This window comes from Enterococcus sp. AAFC-DPL-5182 (genome assembly GCF_058216605.1).
Window position 1 is genome coordinate 3,509,547 of the sequence record NZ_CM177101.1, and the last position, 22,548, is coordinate 3,532,094.

At 35.9% G+C, this 22,548-nt stretch carries 23 protein-coding genes and 1 pseudogene; 8 read left to right on the forward strand and 16 right to left on the reverse strand.

Features of this window, described 5'->3' with window-relative positions:
• The first annotated feature begins 112 nt into the window (after window positions 1-112).
• Window positions 113-2,659 (forward strand): LTA synthase family protein, encoded by a 2,547-nt coding sequence (locus tag AC4BB7_RS16470; protein ID WP_490483770.1) that lies wholly within the window; start codon window positions 113-115, stop codon window positions 2,657-2,659.
• 121 nt (window positions 2,660-2,780) lie between these two features.
• On the opposite strand, the gene AC4BB7_RS16475 is transcribed toward AC4BB7_RS16470, so the two are convergent.
• Together AC4BB7_RS16475 and AC4BB7_RS16480 are read right to left on the reverse strand one after the other, a co-directional pair.
• Window positions 2,781-3,542 carry a MurR/RpiR family transcriptional regulator gene (locus AC4BB7_RS16475; protein ID WP_490483771.1) on the reverse strand — a complete coding sequence of 254 codons (762 nt, stop codon included), beginning with the start codon at window positions 3,540-3,542 and terminating at the stop codon, window positions 2,781-2,783.
• A 16-nt stretch (window positions 3,543-3,558) separates the two neighbouring features.
• Entirely contained in the window at window positions 3,559-4,335 is a 777-nt protein-coding gene (locus tag AC4BB7_RS16480) for a LysR family transcriptional regulator (protein WP_490483772.1), read from the reverse strand.
• A 165-nt stretch (window positions 4,336-4,500) separates the two neighbouring features.
• Here AC4BB7_RS16480 and AC4BB7_RS16485 point away from each other — a divergent pair.
• Window positions 4,501-4,991, forward strand: a pseudogene (locus tag AC4BB7_RS16485) (DUF4865 family protein).
• Between the two features lie 60 nt (window positions 4,992-5,051).
• Here AC4BB7_RS16485 and AC4BB7_RS16490 read toward each other — a convergent pair.
• The 3 genes from AC4BB7_RS16490 to AC4BB7_RS16500 all read right to left on the reverse strand — a co-directional run bounded on the left by AC4BB7_RS16490 (window position 5,052) and on the right by AC4BB7_RS16500 (window position 7,349).
• Window positions 5,052-5,618, reverse strand: a complete 567-nt coding sequence (locus AC4BB7_RS16490) for a DNA-3-methyladenine glycosylase I (protein WP_490483773.1) — start codon at window positions 5,616-5,618, stop codon at window positions 5,052-5,054.
• 122 nt (window positions 5,619-5,740) lie between these two features.
• Window positions 5,741-6,439, reverse strand: coding sequence for a glucosamine-6-phosphate deaminase (locus tag AC4BB7_RS16495; protein WP_490483774.1), 699 nt, complete (start codon window positions 6,437-6,439; stop codon window positions 5,741-5,743).
• A 145-nt stretch (window positions 6,440-6,584) separates the two neighbouring features.
• Window positions 6,585-7,349 (reverse strand): C39 family peptidase, encoded by a 765-nt coding sequence (locus AC4BB7_RS16500; protein WP_086314535.1) that lies wholly within the window; start codon window positions 7,347-7,349, stop codon window positions 6,585-6,587.
• A 242-nt stretch (window positions 7,350-7,591) separates the two neighbouring features.
• Here AC4BB7_RS16500 and AC4BB7_RS16505 point away from each other — a divergent pair, with 242 nt between their 5' ends.
• From AC4BB7_RS16505 to AC4BB7_RS16525, 5 genes are all read left to right on the forward strand, one after another.
• A complete protein-coding gene (locus tag AC4BB7_RS16505) occupies window positions 7,592-7,957 on the forward strand; it encodes a hypothetical protein (RefSeq protein ID WP_086314536.1) in 366 nt (121 codons plus the stop codon).
• Window positions 7,958-8,143: 186 nt separating this feature from the next.
• Complete coding sequence (locus AC4BB7_RS16510; RefSeq protein ID WP_490483775.1) at window positions 8,144-8,611, forward strand: GNAT family N-acetyltransferase; 468 nt, start codon at window positions 8,144-8,146, stop codon at window positions 8,609-8,611.
• 145 nt (window positions 8,612-8,756) lie between these two features.
• Window positions 8,757-8,984 (forward strand): ACT domain-containing protein, encoded by a 228-nt coding sequence (locus AC4BB7_RS16515; RefSeq protein ID WP_490483776.1) that lies wholly within the window; start codon window positions 8,757-8,759, stop codon window positions 8,982-8,984.
• 109 nt (window positions 8,985-9,093) lie between these two features.
• Window positions 9,094-9,837: a class I SAM-dependent methyltransferase gene (locus AC4BB7_RS16520; protein WP_490483777.1), complete on the forward strand. Its 744-nt coding sequence runs from the start codon at window positions 9,094-9,096 to the stop codon at window positions 9,835-9,837.
• Window positions 9,838-9,861: 24 nt separating this feature from the next.
• Window positions 9,862-10,260 (forward strand): DUF1622 domain-containing protein, encoded by a 399-nt coding sequence (locus AC4BB7_RS16525; RefSeq protein ID WP_086314540.1) that lies wholly within the window; start codon window positions 9,862-9,864, stop codon window positions 10,258-10,260.
• A 24-nt stretch (window positions 10,261-10,284) separates the two neighbouring features.
• Here AC4BB7_RS16525 and AC4BB7_RS16530 read toward each other — a convergent pair whose 3' ends face one another.
• The 3 genes from AC4BB7_RS16530 to AC4BB7_RS16540 are packed head-to-tail and all read right to left on the reverse strand — an operon-like array spanning window position 10,285 to window position 13,279.
• Window positions 10,285-10,527, reverse strand: a complete 243-nt coding sequence (locus AC4BB7_RS16530; RefSeq protein ID WP_086314541.1) for a hypothetical protein — start codon at window positions 10,525-10,527, stop codon at window positions 10,285-10,287.
• A gap of 20 nt (window positions 10,528-10,547) precedes the next feature.
• Complete coding sequence (locus tag AC4BB7_RS16535; RefSeq protein WP_490485163.1) at window positions 10,548-11,873, reverse strand: PTS sugar transporter subunit IIC; 1,326 nt, start codon at window positions 11,871-11,873, stop codon at window positions 10,548-10,550.
• A 23-nt stretch (window positions 11,874-11,896) separates the two neighbouring features.
• Window positions 11,897-13,279 carry a glycoside hydrolase family 1 protein gene (locus AC4BB7_RS16540; RefSeq protein ID WP_490483778.1) on the reverse strand — a complete coding sequence of 461 codons (1,383 nt, stop codon included), beginning with the start codon at window positions 13,277-13,279 and terminating at the stop codon, window positions 11,897-11,899.
• 216 nt (window positions 13,280-13,495) lie between these two features.
• Here AC4BB7_RS16540 and AC4BB7_RS16545 point away from each other — a divergent pair, with 216 nt between their 5' ends.
• Window positions 13,496-14,263 carry a MurR/RpiR family transcriptional regulator gene (locus tag AC4BB7_RS16545; RefSeq protein ID WP_490483779.1) on the forward strand — a complete coding sequence of 256 codons (768 nt, stop codon included), beginning with the start codon at window positions 13,496-13,498 and terminating at the stop codon, window positions 14,261-14,263.
• 61 nt (window positions 14,264-14,324) lie between these two features.
• Here the strand turns inward: AC4BB7_RS16545 and AC4BB7_RS16550 are convergent, their stop codons facing one another.
• The 8 genes from AC4BB7_RS16550 to AC4BB7_RS16585 all read right to left on the reverse strand — a co-directional run bounded on the left by AC4BB7_RS16550 (window position 14,325) and on the right by AC4BB7_RS16585 (window position 22,474).
• A complete protein-coding gene (locus AC4BB7_RS16550) occupies window positions 14,325-15,107 on the reverse strand; it encodes a hypothetical protein (RefSeq protein ID WP_490485164.1) in 783 nt (260 codons plus the stop codon).
• A 272-nt stretch (window positions 15,108-15,379) separates the two neighbouring features.
• Entirely contained in the window at window positions 15,380-17,020 is a 1,641-nt protein-coding gene (locus AC4BB7_RS16555; RefSeq protein WP_490483780.1) for a recombinase family protein, read from the reverse strand.
• Window positions 17,021-17,282: 262 nt separating this feature from the next.
• Window positions 17,283-18,230: a DNA-methyltransferase gene (locus AC4BB7_RS16560; RefSeq protein ID WP_490483781.1), complete on the reverse strand. Its 948-nt coding sequence runs from the start codon at window positions 18,228-18,230 to the stop codon at window positions 17,283-17,285.
• 1 nt (window position 18,231) lies between these two features.
• Window positions 18,232-19,080: a replication-relaxation family protein gene (locus tag AC4BB7_RS16565; protein WP_490483782.1), complete on the reverse strand. Its 849-nt coding sequence runs from the start codon at window positions 19,078-19,080 to the stop codon at window positions 18,232-18,234.
• A gap of 170 nt (window positions 19,081-19,250) precedes the next feature.
• Window positions 19,251-21,479 carry a type IV secretory system conjugative DNA transfer family protein gene (locus AC4BB7_RS16570; protein WP_490483783.1) on the reverse strand — a complete coding sequence of 743 codons (2,229 nt, stop codon included), beginning with the start codon at window positions 21,477-21,479 and terminating at the stop codon, window positions 19,251-19,253.
• Between the two features lies 1 nt (window position 21,480).
• Complete coding sequence (locus AC4BB7_RS16575; RefSeq protein ID WP_490483784.1) at window positions 21,481-21,693, reverse strand: hypothetical protein; 213 nt, start codon at window positions 21,691-21,693, stop codon at window positions 21,481-21,483.
• Between the two features lie 225 nt (window positions 21,694-21,918).
• A complete protein-coding gene (locus AC4BB7_RS16580) occupies window positions 21,919-22,164 on the reverse strand; it encodes a hypothetical protein (RefSeq protein ID WP_490483785.1) in 246 nt (81 codons plus the stop codon).
• Window position 22,165: 1 nt separating this feature from the next.
• On the reverse strand, window positions 22,166-22,474 hold the full coding sequence (locus tag AC4BB7_RS16585; protein WP_490483786.1) for a hypothetical protein: 309 nt from the start codon (window positions 22,472-22,474) through the stop codon (window positions 22,166-22,168).
• Between the last annotated feature and the right edge of the window lie 74 nt (window positions 22,475-22,548).

Genomic DNA, 22,548 nt, shown 5'->3' on the forward strand with positions numbered 1-22,548 from the left:
CATATTATTCCCGATTAGTCAAAACTATTTCACCTATGCTGTGTCTTGCGTACTGTTATTATGTAGTATTCCTACACTAGTAAATTGGCTTTTGTCATTCTCGACGGAGCTTTTGAAAAAAATAATTTTGGGGTTGACGATTGGCTTCGTCATTCTACCTACTTTATTTAGTAAAGACCTTTGGGGATTTCATGATGGAAAAAGTATTGTCTGGATCTTCTATCTATTCTTGGTTGGCTTTGCTTTTAAACAGCTAGAGTTTGACAAGAAATTCAAATTTAAGTTCTTACACGTATGCATTAGTTTAGGTCTTCTCTTTGGGTTAATTTTACTGATGACACAAATTTCATTGTTCGTTAGAGGAGATGCTTCTACAGCAAATCGTTTTTCTGTCCCATTCTCTTTATTTTCGCTGTATTATACGTTAAGTTTATTTGCTTTTTCAGAGTCGATTTCACAAAAATTAGGAGTCAAAGTGACTGGCTCTTTAGTCGCCGTTAACCTAATCGTCACTCAAATTCTTACGAACTGGCCATTAACGACCTATCGAATTACCACGTTTGAAAAGAAATCTTTTCCAGACTCTGGCAAAAATTGGCTTTTAGATATCTTCCAATTTATAGGTTTGTATTTAATCTCAGCTATTATTTTGACCATAGTGTGCCTATTACTCCAAAAATCAGCACCGTTCAAAAAACTGAATCGTTATTTGATAGTCGATTCACCTGCTCAATTTTATCAGAAAATACGGTCTGTATTGTCGTGGATTTACAAAAGAAGAGCAATTTTTAATGTAGGTATTTTCTTTTACTTCTTTACATTCTTACAAATCTTTCTACTTGAGAAAAAAGAAGGTTGGGCTCAGACTTTCCAAGTCTTTCTTAAAATATTTACTCAAAGACAATCTATTCTATTTTTAACAACGATGATTATCATGGGCTTTTTCTTATTACTCCTATTACTTACCAATCGTTTTTGGTATGTTTTCACTTTAATCCTAACTGTTGATCTGTTACTGACAGTTTCTAGTGTTATCAAAGTTAATTTACGAGAAGAACCTGTTTTTCCTTCTGATTTAAAAATGTTAAACAGCATATCTGAACTACTTTCTATGGTCAGCCCTATTTTGATTGGGGTTGGTATTGTCTTAGTACTATTCTTGACAGTTTCCAGTATTGTAGTTCAAAGGAAATTACAACGTCAGTATTCACTTAGAATCAATTGGAAAAGAAGAGTCATTTGGATTGCTACTTTATTGATCCTATTTTCCGGAGTCTTTTTTATCAATCATAAAAAATCGCCTTCTTATTTTCTTTTTAACCTTTTTAGAGTGAATAAAACATTTATTCAGCAAGGTTCTGCAGTAAAAGAAAATGGCCCTATTATTCAATTTTTGAACAATATCGATATAAAAATAATGAATACACCTGAAAATTATTCAAAGAATAAAATTGAACAAATCATGAATAAATATGATAAAGAAGCAAACAAAATCAACCAAACAAGAAATGACTGGTTAGAAAACCAAACTCTGATTTTAAACTTAAGCGAAAGCTTTAGTGATCCTGCTCGAATCCCTAATCTTAAAGTCTTGAATGAGCCAATTCCAACTATTAAAGAAGTCATGTCAAATAATACTAGCGGCATCATGCTATCTGTAGGTTATGGCGGTGGGACTGCAAATATGGAATGGCAAGGGTTGACTAGCTTAGACATCAGCAGTTTATCCGCTTCTCTAGTAACACCTTATACCCAATTAGTTGATGCTCAAAAAGTAAGTCCTAATATTACAAACTTATTTGATGAAAAAATTGCGATTCATCCTTTTACCGCATCATTATATAAAAGAAAAGATGTTTTTGAAAAATTCGGTTTCGACAAATTTTACTACATTGATAGCCCAAACAAATTGACCTATACTGATAAAATCGGTAGAAGTCCGAGAATTTCTGATGAATCAGCATATAAAGAAACGTTAAAAGTATTAAAAAGTAATACTGAAACAACTCAATTCATCCAACTATCGACCATGCAAAATCATATGCCTTATGATGATTACTATGACCAACTGGATTACAGTGCGGAAGGAACTGCTGTTTTGGATAGTAGAAAAGGTGAATTATCGACATTTATGCAGGGTCTTCACTATACCGATGAAGCGATCAAAGACTTTTTAGAAGAACTAGATACTATTCAAAAACCAATTACTTTTGTCTTTTATGGTGATCACTTACCTTCTATATATAGTGGCAATGATCTGAAAAAATACGGTTTAGAGCACCATGAAACTGATTACTTTATTTATAGCAACGCTTTCAGCCGCGAGCAAACAAAAAAACTGAACAAGAAAGTTGTTTCCCCTCTTAACTTTAATGCATTGGCATTTGAGCAAGCAAATATAAAGGTGACTCCTTTCTACGCATTATTAACACAAGTAACAAATAAACTACCCGCATCCACTATCGATCCAGTCGAAAGTGTTTCCAATCGTTATAACGGGAAGCAAGTCTTTGTTACTGACAAAAATAAAATAATTTTGGAAAAGGATCTGACAAAAGAACAGAAAGTAATCCTAGATGATTATAAGTATATTCAGTACGATTTAGTGGCCGGAGAGCAGTACGCTGCAAAGTGGGCTGAACAAAAAGTTGAAAAGTGATCCTTCGCGATAAAAAAGACCGCCCCGCAACGATTCTTTCGTTGTGGGGAGGTCTTTTTAAATGAAAAGATCATTTCAGGTACATAGTCTTTAAAGAATAAGATATCCGACGTGAGAATTATTACACCAATGTCGACATTTTCATCATTAATTTTTCATAGATTAAGGCACCCATCACATGTAACATTAGTCCCGAACGAAGTTTTGCTCGATCCCGAGGACTGCTATACATCAATAAAGAGTGATTACTGATTGATTTTAGTTCATTAGATGACATATTCGTAACCGCGATAATTATTGTTCCACGGCTCTTTACTTTTACCAAGATTTCGTTGACGCTCTCAACTTCACCGCTCAAAGAAAAAACAATCACTACATCTTGCTCCGTACTAATATTCGGTATGCGTTCAGTTGAAAATGCATCTGAACAATCGCTAGTCCAAAGATCCAACACGTTTAAGTTATGATTAAATTCAGCTGCCACCTGAGAACTCGAACCAGTTCCAACACAAAAAATTCTTCTTGCCTGAATCAAACAATCACATATTTGCTCGATATTCTCTTCATCCACTAACTTCAATGTTGTTAACAGATCCTTTTTTATTCCTTTAACTATCTGAAAGAAATCAACTTCTGCTGAATGACCACTTTGTTTTTCTTTTCTGGATAGCGTAAATGCATTCTTCAACTCATTAAACGTCGCATAGTTCAATTTCTTACAAGCTCTGATGACGGTAGCATTTGATACATAGAGCTCATCTTTAATATCTTTTAATTTCAATGTTTCTATATTTTCAAATTTTAAAATGAAATCAATGACTTCCTGTTCGGCTTCTGATAATTTTTCATAATTTGAATAGATAACCTTATAAATATCATTCACAACAATCAAATCCTCTCTATCTCAAACCGCTGCTATGCTCCAAAAATAAACGAACTTGCTGACTATTCCATTCATTTCCAACGATATAAATAGGAACTTGCTGCTCTATTTTTTTGAAAAGCAACGATTGATTCTGTTTCTCTTGAAAGAAACGCTTAGGTAAAATCGATAGGCCTGCTCCTTTTTTAATCAGGTCAATCATCAAGTAAATAGAATCAACTTCAACAATTTTACATGTCTGCGGATTGATCAAAGATAGCATCATCTTTCTATATGGACATTCTTTATCCCGGCTGATTAGGTAAATATCGCGTGCACCTGTTGCAGACAGCCAGCCAACCTCTTCATTAAGCAAAAGGTTGTTTCTAAAAGAAGTCATTTTGTTCATCACCAAAATATCAAGTTCTTTTCGTTTGTACATTCCTTCTAAGTGATCGATTGTATCAATAAATAACTCGATTTTAGGTTGATAGTCAATAACATCGGATAACTCAAAATAATTAGAAGCAATTGTTTGCGTACAACCGATTTTTATTGGCATTTTCTCGTAATGTATTTTGATTGCTTCAACTTGAGCTAAAATTATCGTTGCGTACTCTAATAATTTTTCACCTTCTGGAAGCAACCTAACACCTCGATTGGTTCTTTCAAATAGTCTAACGGACAATTCTTGTTCTAATAATCTAATCCGTTCAGTTATATTGGACTGAGCATATCCCATCATTCTGGCAGCTTCCGACATAGAACCTGCGTTTATTACACATTGAAAAATCTTCAAATCATTCAATTCCATTTTACCATCCATCCGTTTCTTGCTATCACAATTACCGATACCGTATATCATTTTTTCGTATTATGCAACACTTTTTAAAAAGAATATACTGGGTTTATCAAGAATAGGAGCTGATTTAAAATGAACGCTATGCAATATAAAATTACTTTACCAGATGATTATGATATGACACTGATTAGAAACCGAGTCAAAAAAAATGGTTCAAAAACAGATAATTTCCATGATCTATTATTTAAAGCTTATCTTATTTCAGAAAAAGTACAAGGGGCAATTTCAAATTCTTATGCCCCTTTGTATGCATGGAAGAGTGCCAATGGAATGAATCAATTTATTTTTGAAGGATTCTACGATAATATTATTAACGATTTCGGCTGGCAAGCAATCCAAATAGGTATTCCTTTAATAATAGATCAACCAGAGTGTTTTACAAGCGCTACTTACTAGAAAAAAATACCCTTATCAATGAGCAATTATCTATGTGCGATGTCCCAAAAGAGCTACTGAAAATTCAAGAAACCTTACCTGCAAATAGCTTAGGGAAGTTGATTATTTATAATCCTGACAAATGGCAGGCTGCCGTATTTGGATTTTATGCTGAAAAGCCCGTACAAAATGACGCTGCTCTTTATGAAATACTTCATATTTCTGCACCTTAAAACGTAGGTAAAATAAAATCGCTCCCTAAGCATTGCTATTCCTTAGAGAGCGATAACTTATTACTTTATACCTTGTCTCTTAAAACAATGTACTAGATGATCATCCACCATGCCCGTTGCTTGCATGAAAGCATAAACAGTCGTTGTACCTAAAAACTTAAATCCTCGTTTCTTTAAATCTTTGCTGATTTTATCAGATAACGCTGTGGATGCTGGAACCTCTTTGATATTTTCCCAATGATTCTTGATTGGTTCTCCATCTACATAACGCCAAATAAATTGATCAAAACTTCCATATTCCGCTTGAATTTCCATAAAGACTTTTGCATTATTGATCGTTGCATTGATTTTCAATTTATTTCTAATAATCCCTGGATCTTCTAGTAAAGAATCAATTTTTTCTTGTGTATATTCTGCGATTTTCACGTAATCAAATTGATCGTATGCTTGAGTCAGCGTTTCTCTCTTTTTAAGGATCGTTGACCAACTCAATCCAGCTTGCATACTTTCCAAGATCAGCATTTCAAACAGCTTTTGATCCTCATGTACCGCCGTTCCCCATTCTTCATCGTGGTATTTTGCTTCAAGTTCATTGCTACTGGCCCAATCGCATCGAATTCTCTCCATATCCTACTCCGATCTGTTTTATTTTACTTAAGAATAACACGAGAACGTACGTTTGTAAACCGAACAAAAAAATGACTGGGGCATAACTCTATGAGTCACATCCCAACCACTTTTCAGCCTATTTATCTATCTAACTTACTTGCTGCCTCTTCATCTAAAATGACGGTAAGATTAGGATGCAGTTGTAAAACGGATGCTGGATATTCTTCTGTAACTGGTCCTTGCAGCACGTTCTTAACCATTTCTGCTTTTTTCTCACCGTTCACGATCAAAATCAAGTGTTTTACCCGCATCACACTAACTGGCCCCATAGTCACAAATTCCAATCCTCTTTCCATCATGTCAGGTACAAACCACGGTTCTTCTCCAGAAACTTTTATCTTATAAGTCAAATTCTCAAAACTTGTTGTCGTCGGCATATTTCCACAGAAGTGTCCATCTCCGCCTAAACCAATCAACATGGCATCTAGACCGCCATCCATAGCTAAACGTTTATCTTGATCTGCATAATTTTCTACTGTCAATGGATGAATATTTTCTTCATTGATATTGGCAGGAGTTAAGTACAATTTTCGTAAATCAGTAATTGTTACACCTTCTGCTTGATTTTCTACAGGGATTTCATCAAAATTATAATAATGAACATTGGCATAGTTTGGAGAATCTTTTACGATTTCCACCATTTTTTTATAAACTTCAACAGGAGTATTGCCAGCCGTAATCGATAAGTTGACGCGTTTATCCTGACTCATATGACCTAATAAAATATTTTTAGTTGTTTCACTCATTGCTTCAAAGTTTTTTTCGATGATAATTTTCATTTGGTTCACTCCATTTCCTTTTTATACCTCAATTGTATAATGTGGGAACCATCCCATGTCAATATGTCAAAGTAAATAAATAAACCGTTTTCTTTTTCTGAATATGAAAAAAAGCCGACCTCAAATAAAGGTCAGCTTCACTCATTTATTTATACATTACCCAAAAGTTGGCTGCTTCATTCATTAACTCATCCGCCGTAAATTCTTTTTTAGAATGGCCTTTTGTTTCTGAATCATTCGGATCATTCACCCAGAATTTCCCGTTATTTGTACCACTAAGTACCATAATATGCCCAGTTTCTGTAAACAAACCAGGATTTACGGAGATAATCACAGGATGTTTTTGTTTTAAGTGTTCCTCTACTGAAGCGATATCTGTTTCAAGATCTTGAAATTGATAGCCTTTGACCGTTGCAAAATCAGAGAATATAGACCATGCAGTCCCTTCCCCTTCTACAAAGTAATCATTTTTTGACCAGTTTAGAATATCCTGCGGTGTATAGGACTTACCATCTAAATAAGAGGATACCATCGCCAACGAAAGGATCGCACATCCATTGATTTCTAAAGTATCTCCATCAGGATTCCCCATACCGTACGGTGTTGATTTCCATTTATCATCGGTTTGTAGTAATAGATTGATTGGCATTCTGTTCGTAAATTTGCTTTGATTCAACTCTTGATTGATTTGTTCAGTATACGTTAGTTTTTTGACTTTTTCTGGTTCTTTTTTACTTTCACTTGTTTCTGTTATTTTCACTTCGTCAGCCTTGCCATCACTGAATAGAGATGAAAAACCGTGTCCTTCTTCCATAGGTGCTATTTTAGCTAAAACGGCTCCTGCGAATGCTGTTACTACTAATAATGCTATGGTATACAATTTCGATTTTTCAGTATTTTTTTGTTTCATGAATATCTCCCTCTTTTAAGTTGAAAGTGTTTGCTGTTTATTTCACTTCCAAACGAGTTACATAGATAGTAATCGGTACTTCTAATATTACTGAATCTAGAAAAAAAAGCAAGTAGGAATAATTATTCACAAAATTATTACGAACATATTTTCTTGAATTATTTACCTTTATTAGGTAGAATAGTAGTATCTGATTGTTCAGAGTCTGATAGTAGTAGTGAATTCGTAAAGGAGGTAGAAGAATGGACAATAACCATAAATCAACAATGAAAAGCATTTCAAAATTGATCAGCCAATCTTCCCAAAGTTTCTTTTCGGCATTTTTAGATGACTCTAAAGATAAGCAGAGCAAAAATAAAGAGCGTGAAGAAATTCTTAAGAAATTACAAGTTGCTTCTGCTCAAAAAAGTTTAGTTGTTTTACAATTAAAAGAAGTGCCTACTTCTCAAAAATTTGAAACAGTTTCTGGATGGATCGTTTCTAAAAGCATAGGCGATTCGATTATGTTAAGGTTACAAGAAGACAATCAACAAATCCGTATGATTACTGTCGAACATATAAAAAAAGTAAGTACCTTATCTAAAAATGACAAACGCCTCATCAAATAAATAAAGCAACCAGAGCGCAAACGTTTATGTTTCATCCTCTGGTTGTTTTTTCATTTATTATTTTTATGTCACAAAAAAGACTATAAAGCCCCTGCACAAGAGCACACAAACAAGCTATACTATAAATATCAATGAATTATTATAGTCTCATCAGGAAAATTAGCATGCGAGGCAGGAGGAAAAATCATGTATCTGACAATGTATGACGATAAACACCAAACACTTATTAATAATTACTGCTTATCAGAAAGGAAACTTCGCTACGTTCGCGAGCCTAAAATAGCCCTTTCTTTAATAAAAAAAGACCCTCAACGTCATGCTGTTCTTGTTTTTGAAGGTGAGCATTTAGTGGCCTTCTTAACCCTTTTTGAAGCAAAAGGCAGTAGTCCTTATTCTGACAATCCAAACTGCTTATTAGTGCAAGACCTTTCAACAGACTATCGGCATCTACGTAATGGCTATATCAAACAAGCAGTCCAGCTATTACCAGCATTCGTTCACCAACATTTTTCAACTATCGATCAACTTACGATCATTGTGAACGAAGACAAAGAATTTACCCAAGCTTTACGTATGGAAGCAGGATTTACAGATACGGGCCATAAGCTCTCCCACGTTTATGGATCTCAAGTTTTTTTACAAATCCCTATTTAAAAAAAAGAAAAGGAGACCGCTCAATGCAGTTAAAATTACTTGATAAACAAAACTACAGCATTATGAAATTCCCTGCTCACACTGAAATCCCAACTTCTTTTTATGAGCTAAAATCCTTTAAAAGCATTACTTACACAAAAGATGAATGTTCTATTATTGCTCCTTTGATAACGATTGGATCATTATTCAAGTCGTCGGAGAACTGGATTTTTCCTTAGTTGGGATCTTAAGTCAATTAGCCAATCCACTAGCTGAAAACCAGATTTCAATTTTTGCTTTGTCCACTTACAATACAGACTATCTTCTGATAAAAAACAAGGATAAAGAAAACGCTGTGAGGGTATTACGTAATTACGGGCATACTTTTCAATAAATCTCCCCTCCTTTCTCTAAGTCTTGTTACATGCTATTTTATGGGTATTCTACTGACAATCTGCTACAATAAAAGAGACAAAAGGAAATTCGATAAAAGGAGATATATAATGAAAAACGAATACGATAATCCTAATTTTTTCGAAGCATATAGCCAAATGGATCGTTCTAGAAAAGGTCTGGAAGGAGCCGGCGAATGGCATGAGTTAAAAAAGCTACTGCCTGATTTCACTGGAAAGACTGTTTTAGATCTTGGGTGTGGCTACGGTTGGCATTGCCGATATGCAGTTGAAAATGGTGCAGAAAAAGTCGTTGGAATCGATTTATCTGAAAAAATGATCGAGAAAGCCAAAGAAATGACGAATTCTTCAAAAATCAGTTACCATTTAATGGGCATGGAAGAAATTGATGGCTTAGATGAAACCTTTGATATCGTAATCAGTTCTTTAGCTCTTCATTACGTTCCTTCATTTGATGAAATTGCTAAAAAAGTCAATCATTGTTTAAATGCTGGTGGTGTTTTTGTCTTTTCAACAGAGCATCCGATTTTTACAGCACAAGGAACAGAAGACTGGATCTATGATCAAAAAGGCGAGCCGATTTATTGGCCAGTTGACCGTTACTTTGATGAAAGTATTCGCGAAACAACTTTCTTAGGGGAAACGGTGATGAAATACCACAAAACCTTAACTAGCTATTTAGACGGATTGTTAACAAATGGCTTTCAAATTACTCGTTTAGTGGAACCAATGCCCGCTCCTGAGATGTTGGAAGTAAGCGCTGAGATGCGCCAAGAACTTCGCAGACCAATGATGTTGCTAGTTTCTGCTAAAAAAAGCAATGAATCAAAATAGGCAACTTTAAAGGAGGTACACTAAATGCATGATCTAGCCCAAAACATCATGGAAAACTTGATTCCCTTCTTTGATCTCTTCATTTTGGCGTTGAATATTTTTTCTATCGTTGTTTTGATTTGGGGCGTCATTATGGCTGGCATTGATTTTCTAAAAAGTGAGCGAACAGATCGAAATCGGATCGTTATGGCTCGACAAAATAATTTTATCAAAAGCTTTCTAGGCAGCTATATTCTACTAAGCTTAGAAATTCTGATTGCCGCTGATATTATTGAATCGATCATTAAACCAACATTCCAAGATATTTTAAAGCTGGCGATTTTAGTAGTGATCCGAACAGTAATCTCTTACTTCTTGCATAAAGAAATTGAAGATGCGTTGAAAGATAAAGAAAATGAGATCGAAGAAAAAAAGACAAGCTGATTTTGTATCCGCTTGTCTTTTTTTCTACCCTAACCGTTGACTAACTACTTGATGTGTGTACTTGATTTGAAGCATTGTGGCACACACCAATGTTACGCCAATAACTGGAAATAATGAACCAATCCACGTACTTAATAAGACTGCGACACCAACTATCAAGATGGCACCAAAAATCAACTGCCATAGTTTCTTTTTAAGTAACCATTGATTTTCTTTCAATAAATAATGTGTGCCAAATATAATACAGCCACTAATAGCATAAATCATTTATTCGCCTCCTCTTTACGTCAAACCTCTTCACTTGTCGCAACAGTTTCTTCTTGTTCAACTTGCTGCTCTTGCTCAACTTGAATTTTTTCAAACATTTTAAAGAATGGATAATAAATTGCTAACGAAACCGCAAAACAAACAAAAACCATCACACACGCTACCCAATTCCAATTAGAAGTAATCAATGCTCCTAAAGGTGCTGGGATCGAAAACGGCGGTTTCACCATCATTTTCGGCATCCAGCCAAGAGCGGTAACGATATAAACCAAAATAGTATTCACGATTGGAACCGTAATAAAGGGAATCGCAAGCAGTGGATTCATCACGATCGGCGTTCCAAAAATCACAGGCTCATTGATATTGAAAATTCCTGGTAAAATCGATAATTTGCCTAATTGCTTTAAATACTTTGATTTAGAGAATAAGAATAAGAAAACAAGTGCTAATGTTGCCCCAGTTCCGCCCATTTGCGCGTACCATTGATAAAATTGTTCCGTAAAAATATTTGGCAATTGAAAAGCACTCGTTCCATTTTGAAATAACTCCGCATTTTCAATAATCGCTTGATCCCAAAAAGGACGAATGATCGGTCCTAAAACAGCATGACCATGAATGCCTAAAGCCCAGAATAAACAAATCATAAATTGAGTAATAATACCGCCCAAAAGATTATTGCCGGTCAAAAAGACTTTCAAAGGTGAAATTGCCACACTCAGTAGGTCGTTCAAATTGAAGTTAAAGAAATGACGAGGAATCCAGAAAACCAAAATCACTAATAACGTTGGCAACAACGCTGCAAATGACTCGCCAACAACAGGAGGAACCCCTTCTGGCATTTTGATTTCTAGTTTCTTCTCCTTTGTAAAACGATAAATCTCAACTGAAATCAGCGCTGCTACAATCGCGCCAAACAGCCCTTGTGAGCCAAGTGGTGTAATTGGGATATAACGGCCACCTGCTACTGCATTTCCGGCGATATCTACACCTTCTTGAAGATTGACCGGCATGACCATTAAAAGTGTTGCTAGCATCGAAAGAAAGCCGCTAGTGATTTTATCTAATTTATACGTATTCCCAAGAAATGAACCAATCGTAAATGCTGCATACAAGGACATCAACCCAACCGTAAAACGAAACGGAACATCTAACGCAGCTAAGTATGGTGCAATCATTTCAGAATATCCAGGAATTGGTAGATTTAACAAAATCGTGAAAAACGAGCCAACGATCGTTAAGGGGAGAATCGTGATCAAACCATTCCTAATCGCTTGTAGATGCCTTTGATTACCGATCGCATTTGCAATCGGTAATAGTTTCATCGCTAAACTATCCAACGTTTTCATCATAAGAATCAGTCATCCTTTCTTTAATCAAATCCATTATTTTCAATCAATTCTTTAAACCATAAACCTGATTTTTTCACTGTTTTGGCTCCTGTCGCTAGATCCATTCGATAAAAACCATAACGATTTTTATACGCATTGCCCCACGACCAACAGTCTACAAACGTCCACATATGATAGCCTAAACAATTACTTCCTTCCTCCATTGCTTGATTTAAATACGTCAAATGTTCTTTCAAAAAGTCGATCCGATAATCATCTTGAACCATTCCCGCTTCAATAAAGGCTTCTTCACCTTCGATCCCGATTCCATTTTCAGAAACAAACCAATCAATATTGCCATATTCTGTCTGAATTTTTTTAGCAATGTCATAAATTCCTTTAGGATAAATCTCGATCCCACGTGACGTGTTCATTCGTCTGCCTGGCATCACATACTCATCAAAGAACCATTCTGGTGAAAAAACGCCTTGGGGATTTGGCAGGCATTCCTTGGCTTTGACTCTTCTTGGTCGATAATAATTGATTCCTAGCAAATCAATTCTTGTAGATGCAATAAGGTCAAGATCCGCTTTTGTCACATTGGGCAGTTGGTCATATTCTTCTAAAACTTCTCTCAAACGTTCTGGATACTTTCCTTTCAAAATAGCATCATTGACACTTTTCGTATAAAACAAATCGGCCATTTCAGCAGCATATAAATCTGCTGGATTTTGGCTGCGGGGATAAACAGGTATCACATCCATAATAATTCCAATTCTCCCAGCCAAATTCATTTCACGATAAACCCCAACTGCTTCACAATGGGCTAAAATAATATTGTGCAACACATTCGCTGCCCGTTTAAAATCAACAACATAAGGATAATGACGATCATGCAGATACCCTGCTTCTGCTGGAATCATCGGTTCATTGAAAGTAAACCAATACTTCACTCGATCCCCAAATAACTCAAAGCAAGTTTTAGCGTATTGTTTGTATGCATCGACCACTTCTTTACTCTCAAATCCGCCTTTTTTCTGAAGCACCATCGGCATATCGAAATGATACAGATTGATAAACGGTTCTATGCCTTTGGCAATCAATTCATCGATCATGCCATTGTAAAACGTGACCGCTTCCGGATTGACTGCACCTGTACCATTTGGTATCAAACGTGACCAAGATAACGATGTCCGAAATGAGTTAAAAGAAATATCCTGCATTTTTTGAATGTCTTGTTGATAATCGCGATAAAACAAAGAAGTATTTTCTGTCGTAACTCCATCATAAAAGCGATGATTGTATTCTTTTGATGCATAATCCCAAATATTTTCCCCTTTACCATCCCCAGATTGTCGCCCTTCTGCTTGTGTTGCACTAGACGCTGCTCCCCAGAAAAATGTTTTTGGAAATGTTCTATTCATCAACAGTTCCTCCACTTCTTAAACTAAATTTGACTACTTGGCAGGCATTTGCTGGTTCTTACCAAACCACCTTGCAGATTGCGCTTTCACAATCTATAATTGGAGTATAGCATTGATTATAATGTTTTGTTATGCGCTTTCATTCCTTTGTGATAAGTGACGTTTTTTGTCATTTTTCACAATTTTGTCACAGTTTGTAACCACAAGGAGGACGCTATGCTTTTTTTAGACTATGTTCCTGATTTAAACCCTTTAGAATACGAGATCTACCACTACATCGCCAATCATTTGAAGATCGTCACTTATATGCGAATCAGAGATTTAGCAGATGAAACACACACTAGTACTGCAAGCATTTTACGTTTTTGTCACAAATTTGAATGCAATGGTTTTTCTGAGTTTAAGGTAAAGCTTCAGTTATACTATGAATCGCTCAATCAAGCTCAAATCGCAGATGTAGATGAAACCCAACATATTCATTTTCTGGAACGTGTCAATGAACCCTTTCTCGATCACAAAATTGATCAGGCAGTTCAGCTATTATCCGATAAAGGATTAGTTCTTTTCCTTGGTTCCGGATCATCTGAGCCGATTGCCGCTTATGGTTCTCTTTATTTCACTAACTTATCTCAAACGGCTTTACGCATTGAAGATCCTTCTAACTATCCGATCGAGTGGTTTCCAGATGATATATTAGCTCAGACTTGCGTGATTGCTCTCTCTGTTACTGGTGAAACCAAAGAAATCATTCATTATATCAAACGCTTGAATACAAAAAAATGCTCGATCATTTCGATCACGAATAGCGACAGTTCAACTATCAGCCGTATGTCCGACTTGAATATTCCTTATACCATCAATCGTGAAACTATTTATAAAACTAGTGACAATCATGATAAAACGATTGAGTTAACTTCACAGTTGCCTGCACTTTTTCTGATTGAAAAAATCGCTAAACGTTTACGATTACAGAAAAATATCTAAAGCAAACCAAAAAAACAAGCAAGAAAAAGTTTTTCACTTTCTCCTGCTTGTTTTTTCTATATTATGCCTGCCTTGGTAACTCAGCAAAGCCAAACTCATCTTCCTGCATCAGACGCCATGTGCGTTTCGCTGTATTGTAAATCAAAATCGCAATCACTGGTTCATTTAGGTAGGCAAAGTTTTTGGTTTTCCATAAAGAATCTTCTACTACATGTATTGGAATATGATATTCTTTACCTTTGATATCCATCTGATCAAAGCAAAAAACAACACCTTCTTGTAAAATCGGCTTCATTTCTTTTAATAATTCACCATCTAGCTTCTCAACTGGAATTCCTCTTTTGAAAAACGTTTTGCGATCATTGACTTTCTCCAAAATCACTCGAGTGATCTTATCCGCTAAAATTCGATAAAACTCATCAATATAACGATAATAGACCCTTGTCATATGATCAACAAATTCAAAAAAGACAAAATCATTTTGTAATTTATAAAAGAAAGGTGAGTGCAGACTTGTTTTCATATGCCCAAAATAAAGAAGCTCTGAAATTTCCAAAGGCGTCAATTCTTTAAGCATTGTCACATCTGAGAAGTCGATCCATTTGATCTCTTCATTCATTTTCCGCCGATGAGCAGTCGCAAAATATTGATCTACGTTCTCTTGTCCACGGATAATCTTCAAGCCACTATGCATATCATACTCTCCTTCTTCTGCAGAAGGATTTAGTAAGAGCAGATTCTTAGGGTGATGAACAATGGAGCGGGTAAAGTCCGTATGTGTGATCCCTTTTGATAATACTGCGTTACTTGTCATATCAATATGTACATAAATCAAGTCCAACATTTGTTCCATCACCCCCATCGTTTGTCTTCTATTACATTCTACAATATTTCGTAAAGAAAAGCTTGTGTCTTTTATTTTAAGATTCAGTTACAAAGAGTTAAAAGTGCCCACTTTCTACATCAGTTAGCGGTTATATGCTAAAAAATAATGAGCAAATGCTGTATTTTTAAGGTTCCTTTTAAATAATCATATTTATAGCATCTTCCGTAAAACAACAAAACCCTTTAAAGTATGTAAACCGCTACATATAAGGGTTTTGTCATGTCCTTAATTTAGTTTATTGTTAGTTCATCCACAAATCTGTAACGAATTTTCACAGTTTGGTGGCGCACGCCGTCAATCTTTTCAGGTTGTCCAAGTTCGATTTTTTCAATCAGCTCTCGCATCATTTCTGGTGTGAGTTCTTTTGGTTCAAAATATTTCTTGACGATACCCACAAACTGTGAGATGTCTTTACTCTGTTTTGTTTGTTCATCGAGTCGCTGGTTAGCTTTTTCAATAAACAATTTTAGTTCTGTTTGTTCTTTCTCGTAATTTTCGCTTAACTTCATAAAACGCTCATCTGAGATTTTTCCGTTTAGGTTATCTTCGTAAAGCTTCTGGATAATGTTGTCCAATTCAGAAAAACGGACTTTAGCTTTTTCTAACACTTGTTTGTCTTGCCTCATAGCTTTAGCATTACTCAGTTCAAATTGCTTTTGCATATTTTCCACAAACTTTTTCTCATGATTCACCACAAATTGTGAAATGTGGTTAAAATCATCTAAAACCACTTTAGATAACGTTTTTTCACTAATTCCATGAGCATTATTACAATCGATGAGTCTAGATTTTGAACCTGCACAGGCATAATAATCTTGGCCAGCGCTAAATAGATGACGAGAGCCACAATCTACACAATAAGCTATCCCAGAAAACAAACCGACTTTATTGTGTTTTGTTCGTCGTCTTCGCCCAGCTTTACGCATTTTTTGCACAAGGTCAAATGTTTCTTGGGCAATAATTGCCTCATGAGTATCATAAAAAACTTTCCGTTTTTCTTCTGGATTGAATAACAGTTTCTTGGTTTTATACGATTTCTTGTAAGTCTTGAAGTTAACTGTATGTCCGCAATATTCTTGTCGTGCTAAGATTTTTCCTACTATGTCTACATTCCAAAAATAAGGATCAGCATGTCTAATTTTTCTAGCTTTAATCCCTAGACTGTTCTTGTAACAACTCGGTGTTAAAATTTGCTCTTGTCTCAATTGTTTAGCTATTTGCGTTAGACTAAAACCTTTTTTGTAGTCACTAAAAATTCGCTTCACAATTTTAGAGGCCGTGTCATCTACAATCCATTTTTTCTTATTTTCTGGGTCTTTGAAGTATCCATACGGAGGATTGGCGCACATCTTTTCGCCTGCATTACCTTTGGCATGTTTGACGGCTTTTATCTTCTTGCTACAGTCACGAGCATACCACTCATTGAACATATTGCGAAACGGTGCGAGGGTGTTATCATCTTCATTATTGCTGTCTACATTATCATTGATGGCGATAAAACGGACGTCTTTTTCAGGAAACATCATCTCTGTAAACATACCAACTTTTAGATAATCACGCCCAAAACGGGATAAGTCTTTCACGATAAAGTTTTTAACTCGTCCTTTATTGACTAACTCAATCGCTTGTTCAAAAGCTGGTCGTTTGAAAGTCGTTCCAGAAATACCATCATCCACGAAGAAAACAGGATTTTTAAGCCCACTTTCAAAGGCAAATGTTTCGAGCATTGCCTTCTGATTGATAATACTGTTAGAATCGCCTAAACTGCCATCGTCTGCCGAAAGCCTCGCATAAAGCACCGTAATATCCGTTAAATTATTTGAAAGTTCAGAACTATTTATTGATGTCAAAGGTCTATTTGCTGTTTTCATCTCTATCACTCCTAACTTCAGTGAAAAGATGAGCTTTTACATCTTCTATTATATCAGAGGATGAGGAAATAACAGAGGAGAAAAGCCCATTATTTCAAGGTTTTACTGACTTATTTCATAGTTTTCTATTAGGCGTTTTATGGCTTTTAATAGATTTTGTTTATTCCTTTCAGATGGAGTAAAGTTAGTTGATAAAATGAAAACAGTATTACCAATTTTTAAGGTTCTTTCTGGCGTATATTGCTTTTCTTGGTTTTCGTTTTTAAACACCTTCACTTTCTATTAATTGCTTTTTAGTTGCCTCTAATCGCTCCTGGGATAGCTCCACATACTCTTTATGAATTTCCATGCCAATATATTTTCGGTCCAGTTTCAAAGCGACAACACCTGTTGTTGCCGAGCCTGAAAAGATGTCTAAAACTATATCACCAACACCAGAATAAAATTTAATCGCCATTTCTGGAATTTTTTCAGGAAAAGGAGCAGTATGTCCATTTTGATTGTGTTTGCTTTTACGATAATTCATGGTCGCTGGAAAACGTGCAACATCTTTACGCCACAAGTTAAGAGTCTCTTTGTCGATTTCATTTTCTGGTTTTTCATATCGCTCTCTTAGCTGACTTTTCTTTGAAAAAGTGTAATAGCCTTTGTTGCTCGGTTTCTTACATGACTTATTACGGCATTCAAACATTTGAATGCCTGATGAAAAGCCTTTTTTATAGGTTTTACCGTTGCCACATCTTGGACAATTCAAGCGTTTCGTTTCTATGGAACATTTCGTAAAAACTAAAATATGTTCATAGCAATTAATTGGGTGTTTTTGGTATGGATAAGGTTTGCCCGCTAAATGTCGTTTAGAATGAACTTCGCCTTTATACCAAATGAAATCTTCCTGAAGCGTGAAGCCGATTTGTTCTAACATAGTAATAAAATACGCTCCAAGAGGGATTCGACGCCGACTAGCAGAAGTTTTATTGGTTCTTCCCAAAACATCTCCGATGTTTACTATTATGTTTTTATCTGCTTTTATTATTCGGAACACTTCCGAGAAAATCTGTTTCATGTCAAATAGATACGCTTCTAAATTTTCCCACTGACTATATTCTCGTGCGTTAAAATAAGGTGGCGATGTTACCATTAGATCAATACTTTCGCTCTCCATCTCGTTCATTGCATCCAAACAATTTTCGTGAATGATTTTATAGGTCATTTTATTTGTCCTCCTGTTGTTTTTTCATACCGCGAATAAGCGTGTCAAATTCTTTTATTGGTATTACACGAAATAACATTTCTGCTTTTGGTAAGTTTTCATGGATATAGCGAGTTAATTGTTCACATCGTTTCTCGTTTGGTGTGATCCATACCACAAACGGAAAAACACTATTTTGTCGTTGCTCAATTCCAGAATTGAAATAATTTATATATTGTTTGCATTTCTTTATTACTTTGATTGGTGCTTCGGTAGCTCGGTCGATTTCCAGAAAATAGACAGTCTCAAATTCTCGTTCATGAGCTGGGACAAGTGAAGCAAATAAATCAGGTTTGAGGTAAAAAGAAATACCTCTTTCTGAGAATGTTCGCCAACACCTAGGCTCATGTTGCACCTCCAGCAATTCGATTTTCTTTTGTTGGTCAAGTTCCAGTAATTTTGTACAAATTTCATTGATTGCCAACATATGTTCCAAAAATAAAATACTGGTAGGCTCATACAGTCTTTTACGACCGGCTTTTAGTTTCGTGTTTCCTAATTTCAGCAGATTATACCCACTCGCTGAGAATGTCCAAATTTTTCCGGATGACCCACCACGTTTTCCACCGATTTGTTGGTCTAGGTGGTCGATGATTCCTAATTCTTTCATTCGTTTAGTTGTTCGGTTACACGCTCGTAAACTAGCTGTTTCGTTTTTGTTTTCAGTAAAGAACACTCGGCGCAATTGGTCACTGGTGGCAAATTTTACTTTGTGCAAATGTTCTAAGATTTCCATTTCTCGTTCTTCCAGTTTTTTTGCAATAAGTTTCAGTTCATTTTTAGAACGTCTTTTTTTATTTTCCTCATTCATAATGTTTTCCCCCTCGGGAGAGATATTATTTTGACATTTTTAAAGAAAATTCAAGATAATAGAGGCATCTCCCTTAAATTAGTATTTTGGTTGTTTTTCAGCTTTTAATAAGCCCTCGTTCCTTAACAGGAGTCGTCGGGCGAATCGTCAGCGAAAAAGCTTAGCAATTCTTAGGTTTTTCGTTTTTTCTTACCTAAATTTATCTCTATTTCTTCGTTATTTAATTTGTCGTTTTGTGGCTCATTTTGGTTTAGTAAGTCCACATAGTCTTTTTCAATTTCATCAATATCTCGCCCATAAGTTTCAGCAGAACTCGCAAAAACTTCAGCGGGTAGTCGTAAACTTGGCTTTGGTGGAAAAGTTTTTCCGCTTAACCAAACATTAGCAATTTTCTTTTCATTTAAAGTGGTATACACTTGATATTGAGGTAGGCTCATAAAATCTATCTCAGTTAATTCGGGCGCGAGGTCGGCAAAAACTTTCGCGTCCGTTTTGCTTGGTGAGAAGATTATTTTTGATTTCGTATTACTTAATACGGATTCTCTTAATTCTTTGTTTAATTGTCCGAGGTGCTGATGGGCGAAAATGAAGTTTAAGCCTAAAGACCTCGCCATTTCCAGCATATTTTCAAAAGCTGAACCACTTTTCGCAATGTATTGTTGAAATTCGTCAATATAGAGCATTACTTGAGAAGTGGCTCGCTTGTCCTCTGGAAGTTCAGCACGACGCAAAGCAATATTCCAAATTGAATTTATTAGCAAACTAGCACAAAGCTTCGCAACTGTATCTCCGACCATTCCTGAGTTGAGCGGAACGAGTAAGATTTTCCCCTTGAATACATCTTCTAAATTAAATTTTGGCTGTGCTTGCCCTAAAGCACCACGAAACGCGGAACGCATTAATAGTACGTTTAAACGTCTTAAAAGTGGGGCAAGCTGTTGGTTGCGGTCTTTTTCGGATTGTGCTTCAAAGTTCGCCCAAAAGCTTTTTAAATATATATCATCTAATTTTGCAGTTAATTTGTGGCGAAAATCGGAATTTGTAAAAATCAGTGGCAAATGAAGCAATGTCATATTCTTATTTCGGGCTAGTGTGAGCAAGCCACAAGTAAGTAGTTCTTCCGTAAAGATGCCAAAGTCAGGGAAAATTCCTCGTAAGCTACTCAATACTGTTTCCGCTACTAGTTCAGGACTTTTTCCGTCAATATAAGATAGAACGTTAATTCCTAGTGGTTGATTAGAACTAATATCCCAAATAACTACATCTTTAAGTCGGTCTTCTGGTATTTTCTGCACGATTGATTCAATCAGGCTAAATTTTGGATCAATCACAATTACGCCACGTTTGTCTTTTTTACTTTTTTCGTTACTCCCACCCAAAGAGCAATCCTGTAAAATCAAATTTTCTAAAACTACGGATTTACCTGAGCCACTAGGTCCCGTAATGAGTGTATGCAGATTGCGTAAACTCTTATCTACAGACATATTCAGTAGTCGTTTGTCTTCTGGATTCTCGTTTAAAGTTTCACCAAATGCTCGGATATTTCTTGTAGGATTCCGGTAGTTTTTTGGTGGTAGTAAGATTTTCGGATGAAGTGGCTCGATTCCCTGAAAATCACTTTCACCAGTTGGCAGTAACATAAGGTTGGCAAGTTCGGCAACGGATAGCTTTAATGGGTAACGCCAAAGTGTTTTTGCTTGGTTAATGGCTTGTAGTTCTTCTGGTTGAATGCTCATATTTATCCCGCTAGATTCCAGCATTTTAAGGGCAGATAATACGCTTAAAATATAGCTTTGAGCTTTAGCTAAGTCTTTGGAATATGCGCCTAACCGAATAACCGTCTTTATTCTGTGTGAACCGACTTTGCTTTTAACGGAGCTTCTTATCTCACTGGTGGCAGTTGGTACATTTCCAGCTACGATTTTCCACCACGAAGTTGAAGGGTTAGGCAGATTTTTCGGTAGATTTTCTGGCACAATACTTGAAGCAAGTACAATCTGCAAAACAATCTTATCTCCACTAGCTACTTGTGCCATTGTAGCAAGCGTAGTGCGTGCTAGGGCTTCGGCATTATCTGTTTTGAGAGAAAGTATCGGACGAGTCATAGTAAGACGCTTAGCGACAGTAACAGGCTTTCTTTTACAAGTATCTGATTTTAATTCTTGTCCGAAATCAATTTTCCCATGTGTTTGAAATAGCTTGGCAATTTTAGGAAATTCTGTTGCTTCAGTTCCTAAAAGAAAGCTTATTTTATCGCTAGTAGCACGAACTTCAAAAATGAGTGATTTGCGATTTTTAGTTGTCGCGAGATGATTGACTAGACCTATAACATCGTCAAATTCAAAAGGACGACGCCAGAATAGCTCATGCCAAACAAGCGTATCAATCTTATGCTTCATCTTATTCTCTCCATTTCTGGGCTTTTCTGATTCGCCAGATAACTGTTAGTAGAACCACGAAAATTCCTAAAAATAGTAGTGGTAGCCAAACGGCAGACAGTAGCCGTATACCGTAATTGATTAAGCCACAGCCCACAGCGAACATAACGGCGTATGAAAACAGTTTTTTTACTGGGTTCACGTCCTTTTCTTTGTCTTGATTTTGTTTTGTCATTATTCATATCAATCCTTTCTTTTAGTGAATAACTTTTTCCATTTCAACACACAAAAGCAAAATTGAAAATGGTAAAATTTGGCTACTTTTGTAGCGGTTAGACAAGGGCGACTAAAGAGAAAATTACATTTAAGGGTATCCAAAACACGATGTTGTAGAAATTATTTTTATTATCTTTTTAAGGATATAGGCGCAACTTTGAGCGTCGCGCCTATATTTCATTTTTTATTTATGACGTAAAAATTCATCTATCATAGCTCTTCGGGTGGCAAAAGCATCTGCATCTAAGTCAGATTTTTGTTGGAGCAAAGAAGCATAGAATTGTTCTTCTTCGGTATACTCTGGTTCATTATCTACTGGCTTATTTTTCGTGAATAAGTCAGAAATAAACAAATAGACAATTATTCCAGTACTAATAACACCAGCCGTTAAAAAGAAGAACATTAAAGCAGTTACGATATCAAAGTGCATATTAGTTTCCTCCCAATCTTTGATTTGCTCGAATAGTGTATTCATCTACGATCATCTTGAGACGTGGTTCAGCAGTTGGTGCCATGTCAGACAGTTGCTGCTCTAGCATGGATAAATTAGCGATATTGTTCATTGCTGTATTTGTTATTAAAGCCATGCCATTTTCTATAACATTCTTAAGGGTTACGGCACGCACCACCTCGCATGAGTCTTTGTGTATTTGACGTTTCGTAGCAAGTGGCATATGTTCAGTTGAAAAGTTGCTTGGTGACAATACAGTGGAGAAATCATTTTGTTCTTGATTATTCATTTTTATGACCTCTTTTCGATTTTTATTTTTAAGCATTCGCGAACTGCTTGAGATCATAATACAAAAAACACCAC

Excerpts from the sequence above, each read along its gene's own strand:
- AC4BB7_RS16480 (WP_490483772.1), bottom strand. The coding sequence starts at position 4,335 with ATGGAATTGAATGATTTGAAGATTTTTCAATGTGTAATAAACGCAGGT.
- AC4BB7_RS16490 (WP_490483773.1), bottom strand. The coding sequence starts at position 5,618 with ATGGAGAGAATTCGATGCGATTGGGCCAGTAGCAATGAACTTGAAGCA.
- AC4BB7_RS16495 (WP_490483774.1), bottom strand. The coding sequence starts at position 6,439 with ATGAAAATTATCATCGAAAAAAACTTTGAAGCAATGAGTGAAACAACT.
- AC4BB7_RS16500 (WP_086314535.1), bottom strand. The coding sequence starts at position 7,349 with ATGAAACAAAAAAATACTGAAAAATCGAAATTGTATACCATAGCATTA.
- AC4BB7_RS16505 (WP_086314536.1), top strand. The coding sequence starts at position 7,592 with ATGGACAATAACCATAAATCAACAATGAAAAGCATTTCAAAATTGATC.
- AC4BB7_RS16510 (WP_490483775.1), top strand. The coding sequence starts at position 8,144 with ATGTATCTGACAATGTATGACGATAAACACCAAACACTTATTAATAAT.
- AC4BB7_RS16515 (WP_490483776.1), top strand. The coding sequence starts at position 8,757 with ATGTTCTATTATTGCTCCTTTGATAACGATTGGATCATTATTCAAGTC.
- AC4BB7_RS16520 (WP_490483777.1), top strand. The coding sequence starts at position 9,094 with ATGAAAAACGAATACGATAATCCTAATTTTTTCGAAGCATATAGCCAA.
- AC4BB7_RS16525 (WP_086314540.1), top strand. The coding sequence starts at position 9,862 with ATGCATGATCTAGCCCAAAACATCATGGAAAACTTGATTCCCTTCTTT.
- AC4BB7_RS16530 (WP_086314541.1), bottom strand. The coding sequence starts at position 10,527 with ATGATTTATGCTATTAGTGGCTGTATTATATTTGGCACACATTATTTA.
- AC4BB7_RS16535 (WP_490485163.1), bottom strand. The coding sequence starts at position 11,873 with ATGAAAACGTTGGATAGTTTAGCGATGAAACTATTACCGATTGCAAAT.
- AC4BB7_RS16540 (WP_490483778.1), bottom strand. The coding sequence starts at position 13,279 with ATGAATAGAACATTTCCAAAAACATTTTTCTGGGGAGCAGCGTCTAGT.
- AC4BB7_RS16545 (WP_490483779.1), top strand. The coding sequence starts at position 13,496 with ATGCTTTTTTTAGACTATGTTCCTGATTTAAACCCTTTAGAATACGAG.
- AC4BB7_RS16550 (WP_490485164.1), bottom strand. The coding sequence starts at position 15,107 with ATGTTGGACTTGATTTATGTACATATTGATATGACAAGTAACGCAGTA.
- AC4BB7_RS16555 (WP_490483780.1), bottom strand. The coding sequence starts at position 17,020 with ATGAAAACAGCAAATAGACCTTTGACATCAATAAATAGTTCTGAACTT.
- AC4BB7_RS16560 (WP_490483781.1), bottom strand. The coding sequence starts at position 18,230 with ATGACCTATAAAATCATTCACGAAAATTGTTTGGATGCAATGAACGAG.
- AC4BB7_RS16565 (WP_490483782.1), bottom strand. The coding sequence starts at position 19,080 with ATGAATGAGGAAAATAAAAAAAGACGTTCTAAAAATGAACTGAAACTT.
- AC4BB7_RS16570 (WP_490483783.1), bottom strand. The coding sequence starts at position 21,479 with ATGAAGCATAAGATTGATACGCTTGTTTGGCATGAGCTATTCTGGCGT.
- AC4BB7_RS16575 (WP_490483784.1), bottom strand. The coding sequence starts at position 21,693 with ATGACAAAACAAAATCAAGACAAAGAAAAGGACGTGAACCCAGTAAAA.
- AC4BB7_RS16580 (WP_490483785.1), bottom strand. The coding sequence starts at position 22,164 with ATGCACTTTGATATCGTAACTGCTTTAATGTTCTTCTTTTTAACGGCT.
- AC4BB7_RS16585 (WP_490483786.1), bottom strand. The coding sequence starts at position 22,474 with ATGAATAATCAAGAACAAAATGATTTCTCCACTGTATTGTCACCAAGC.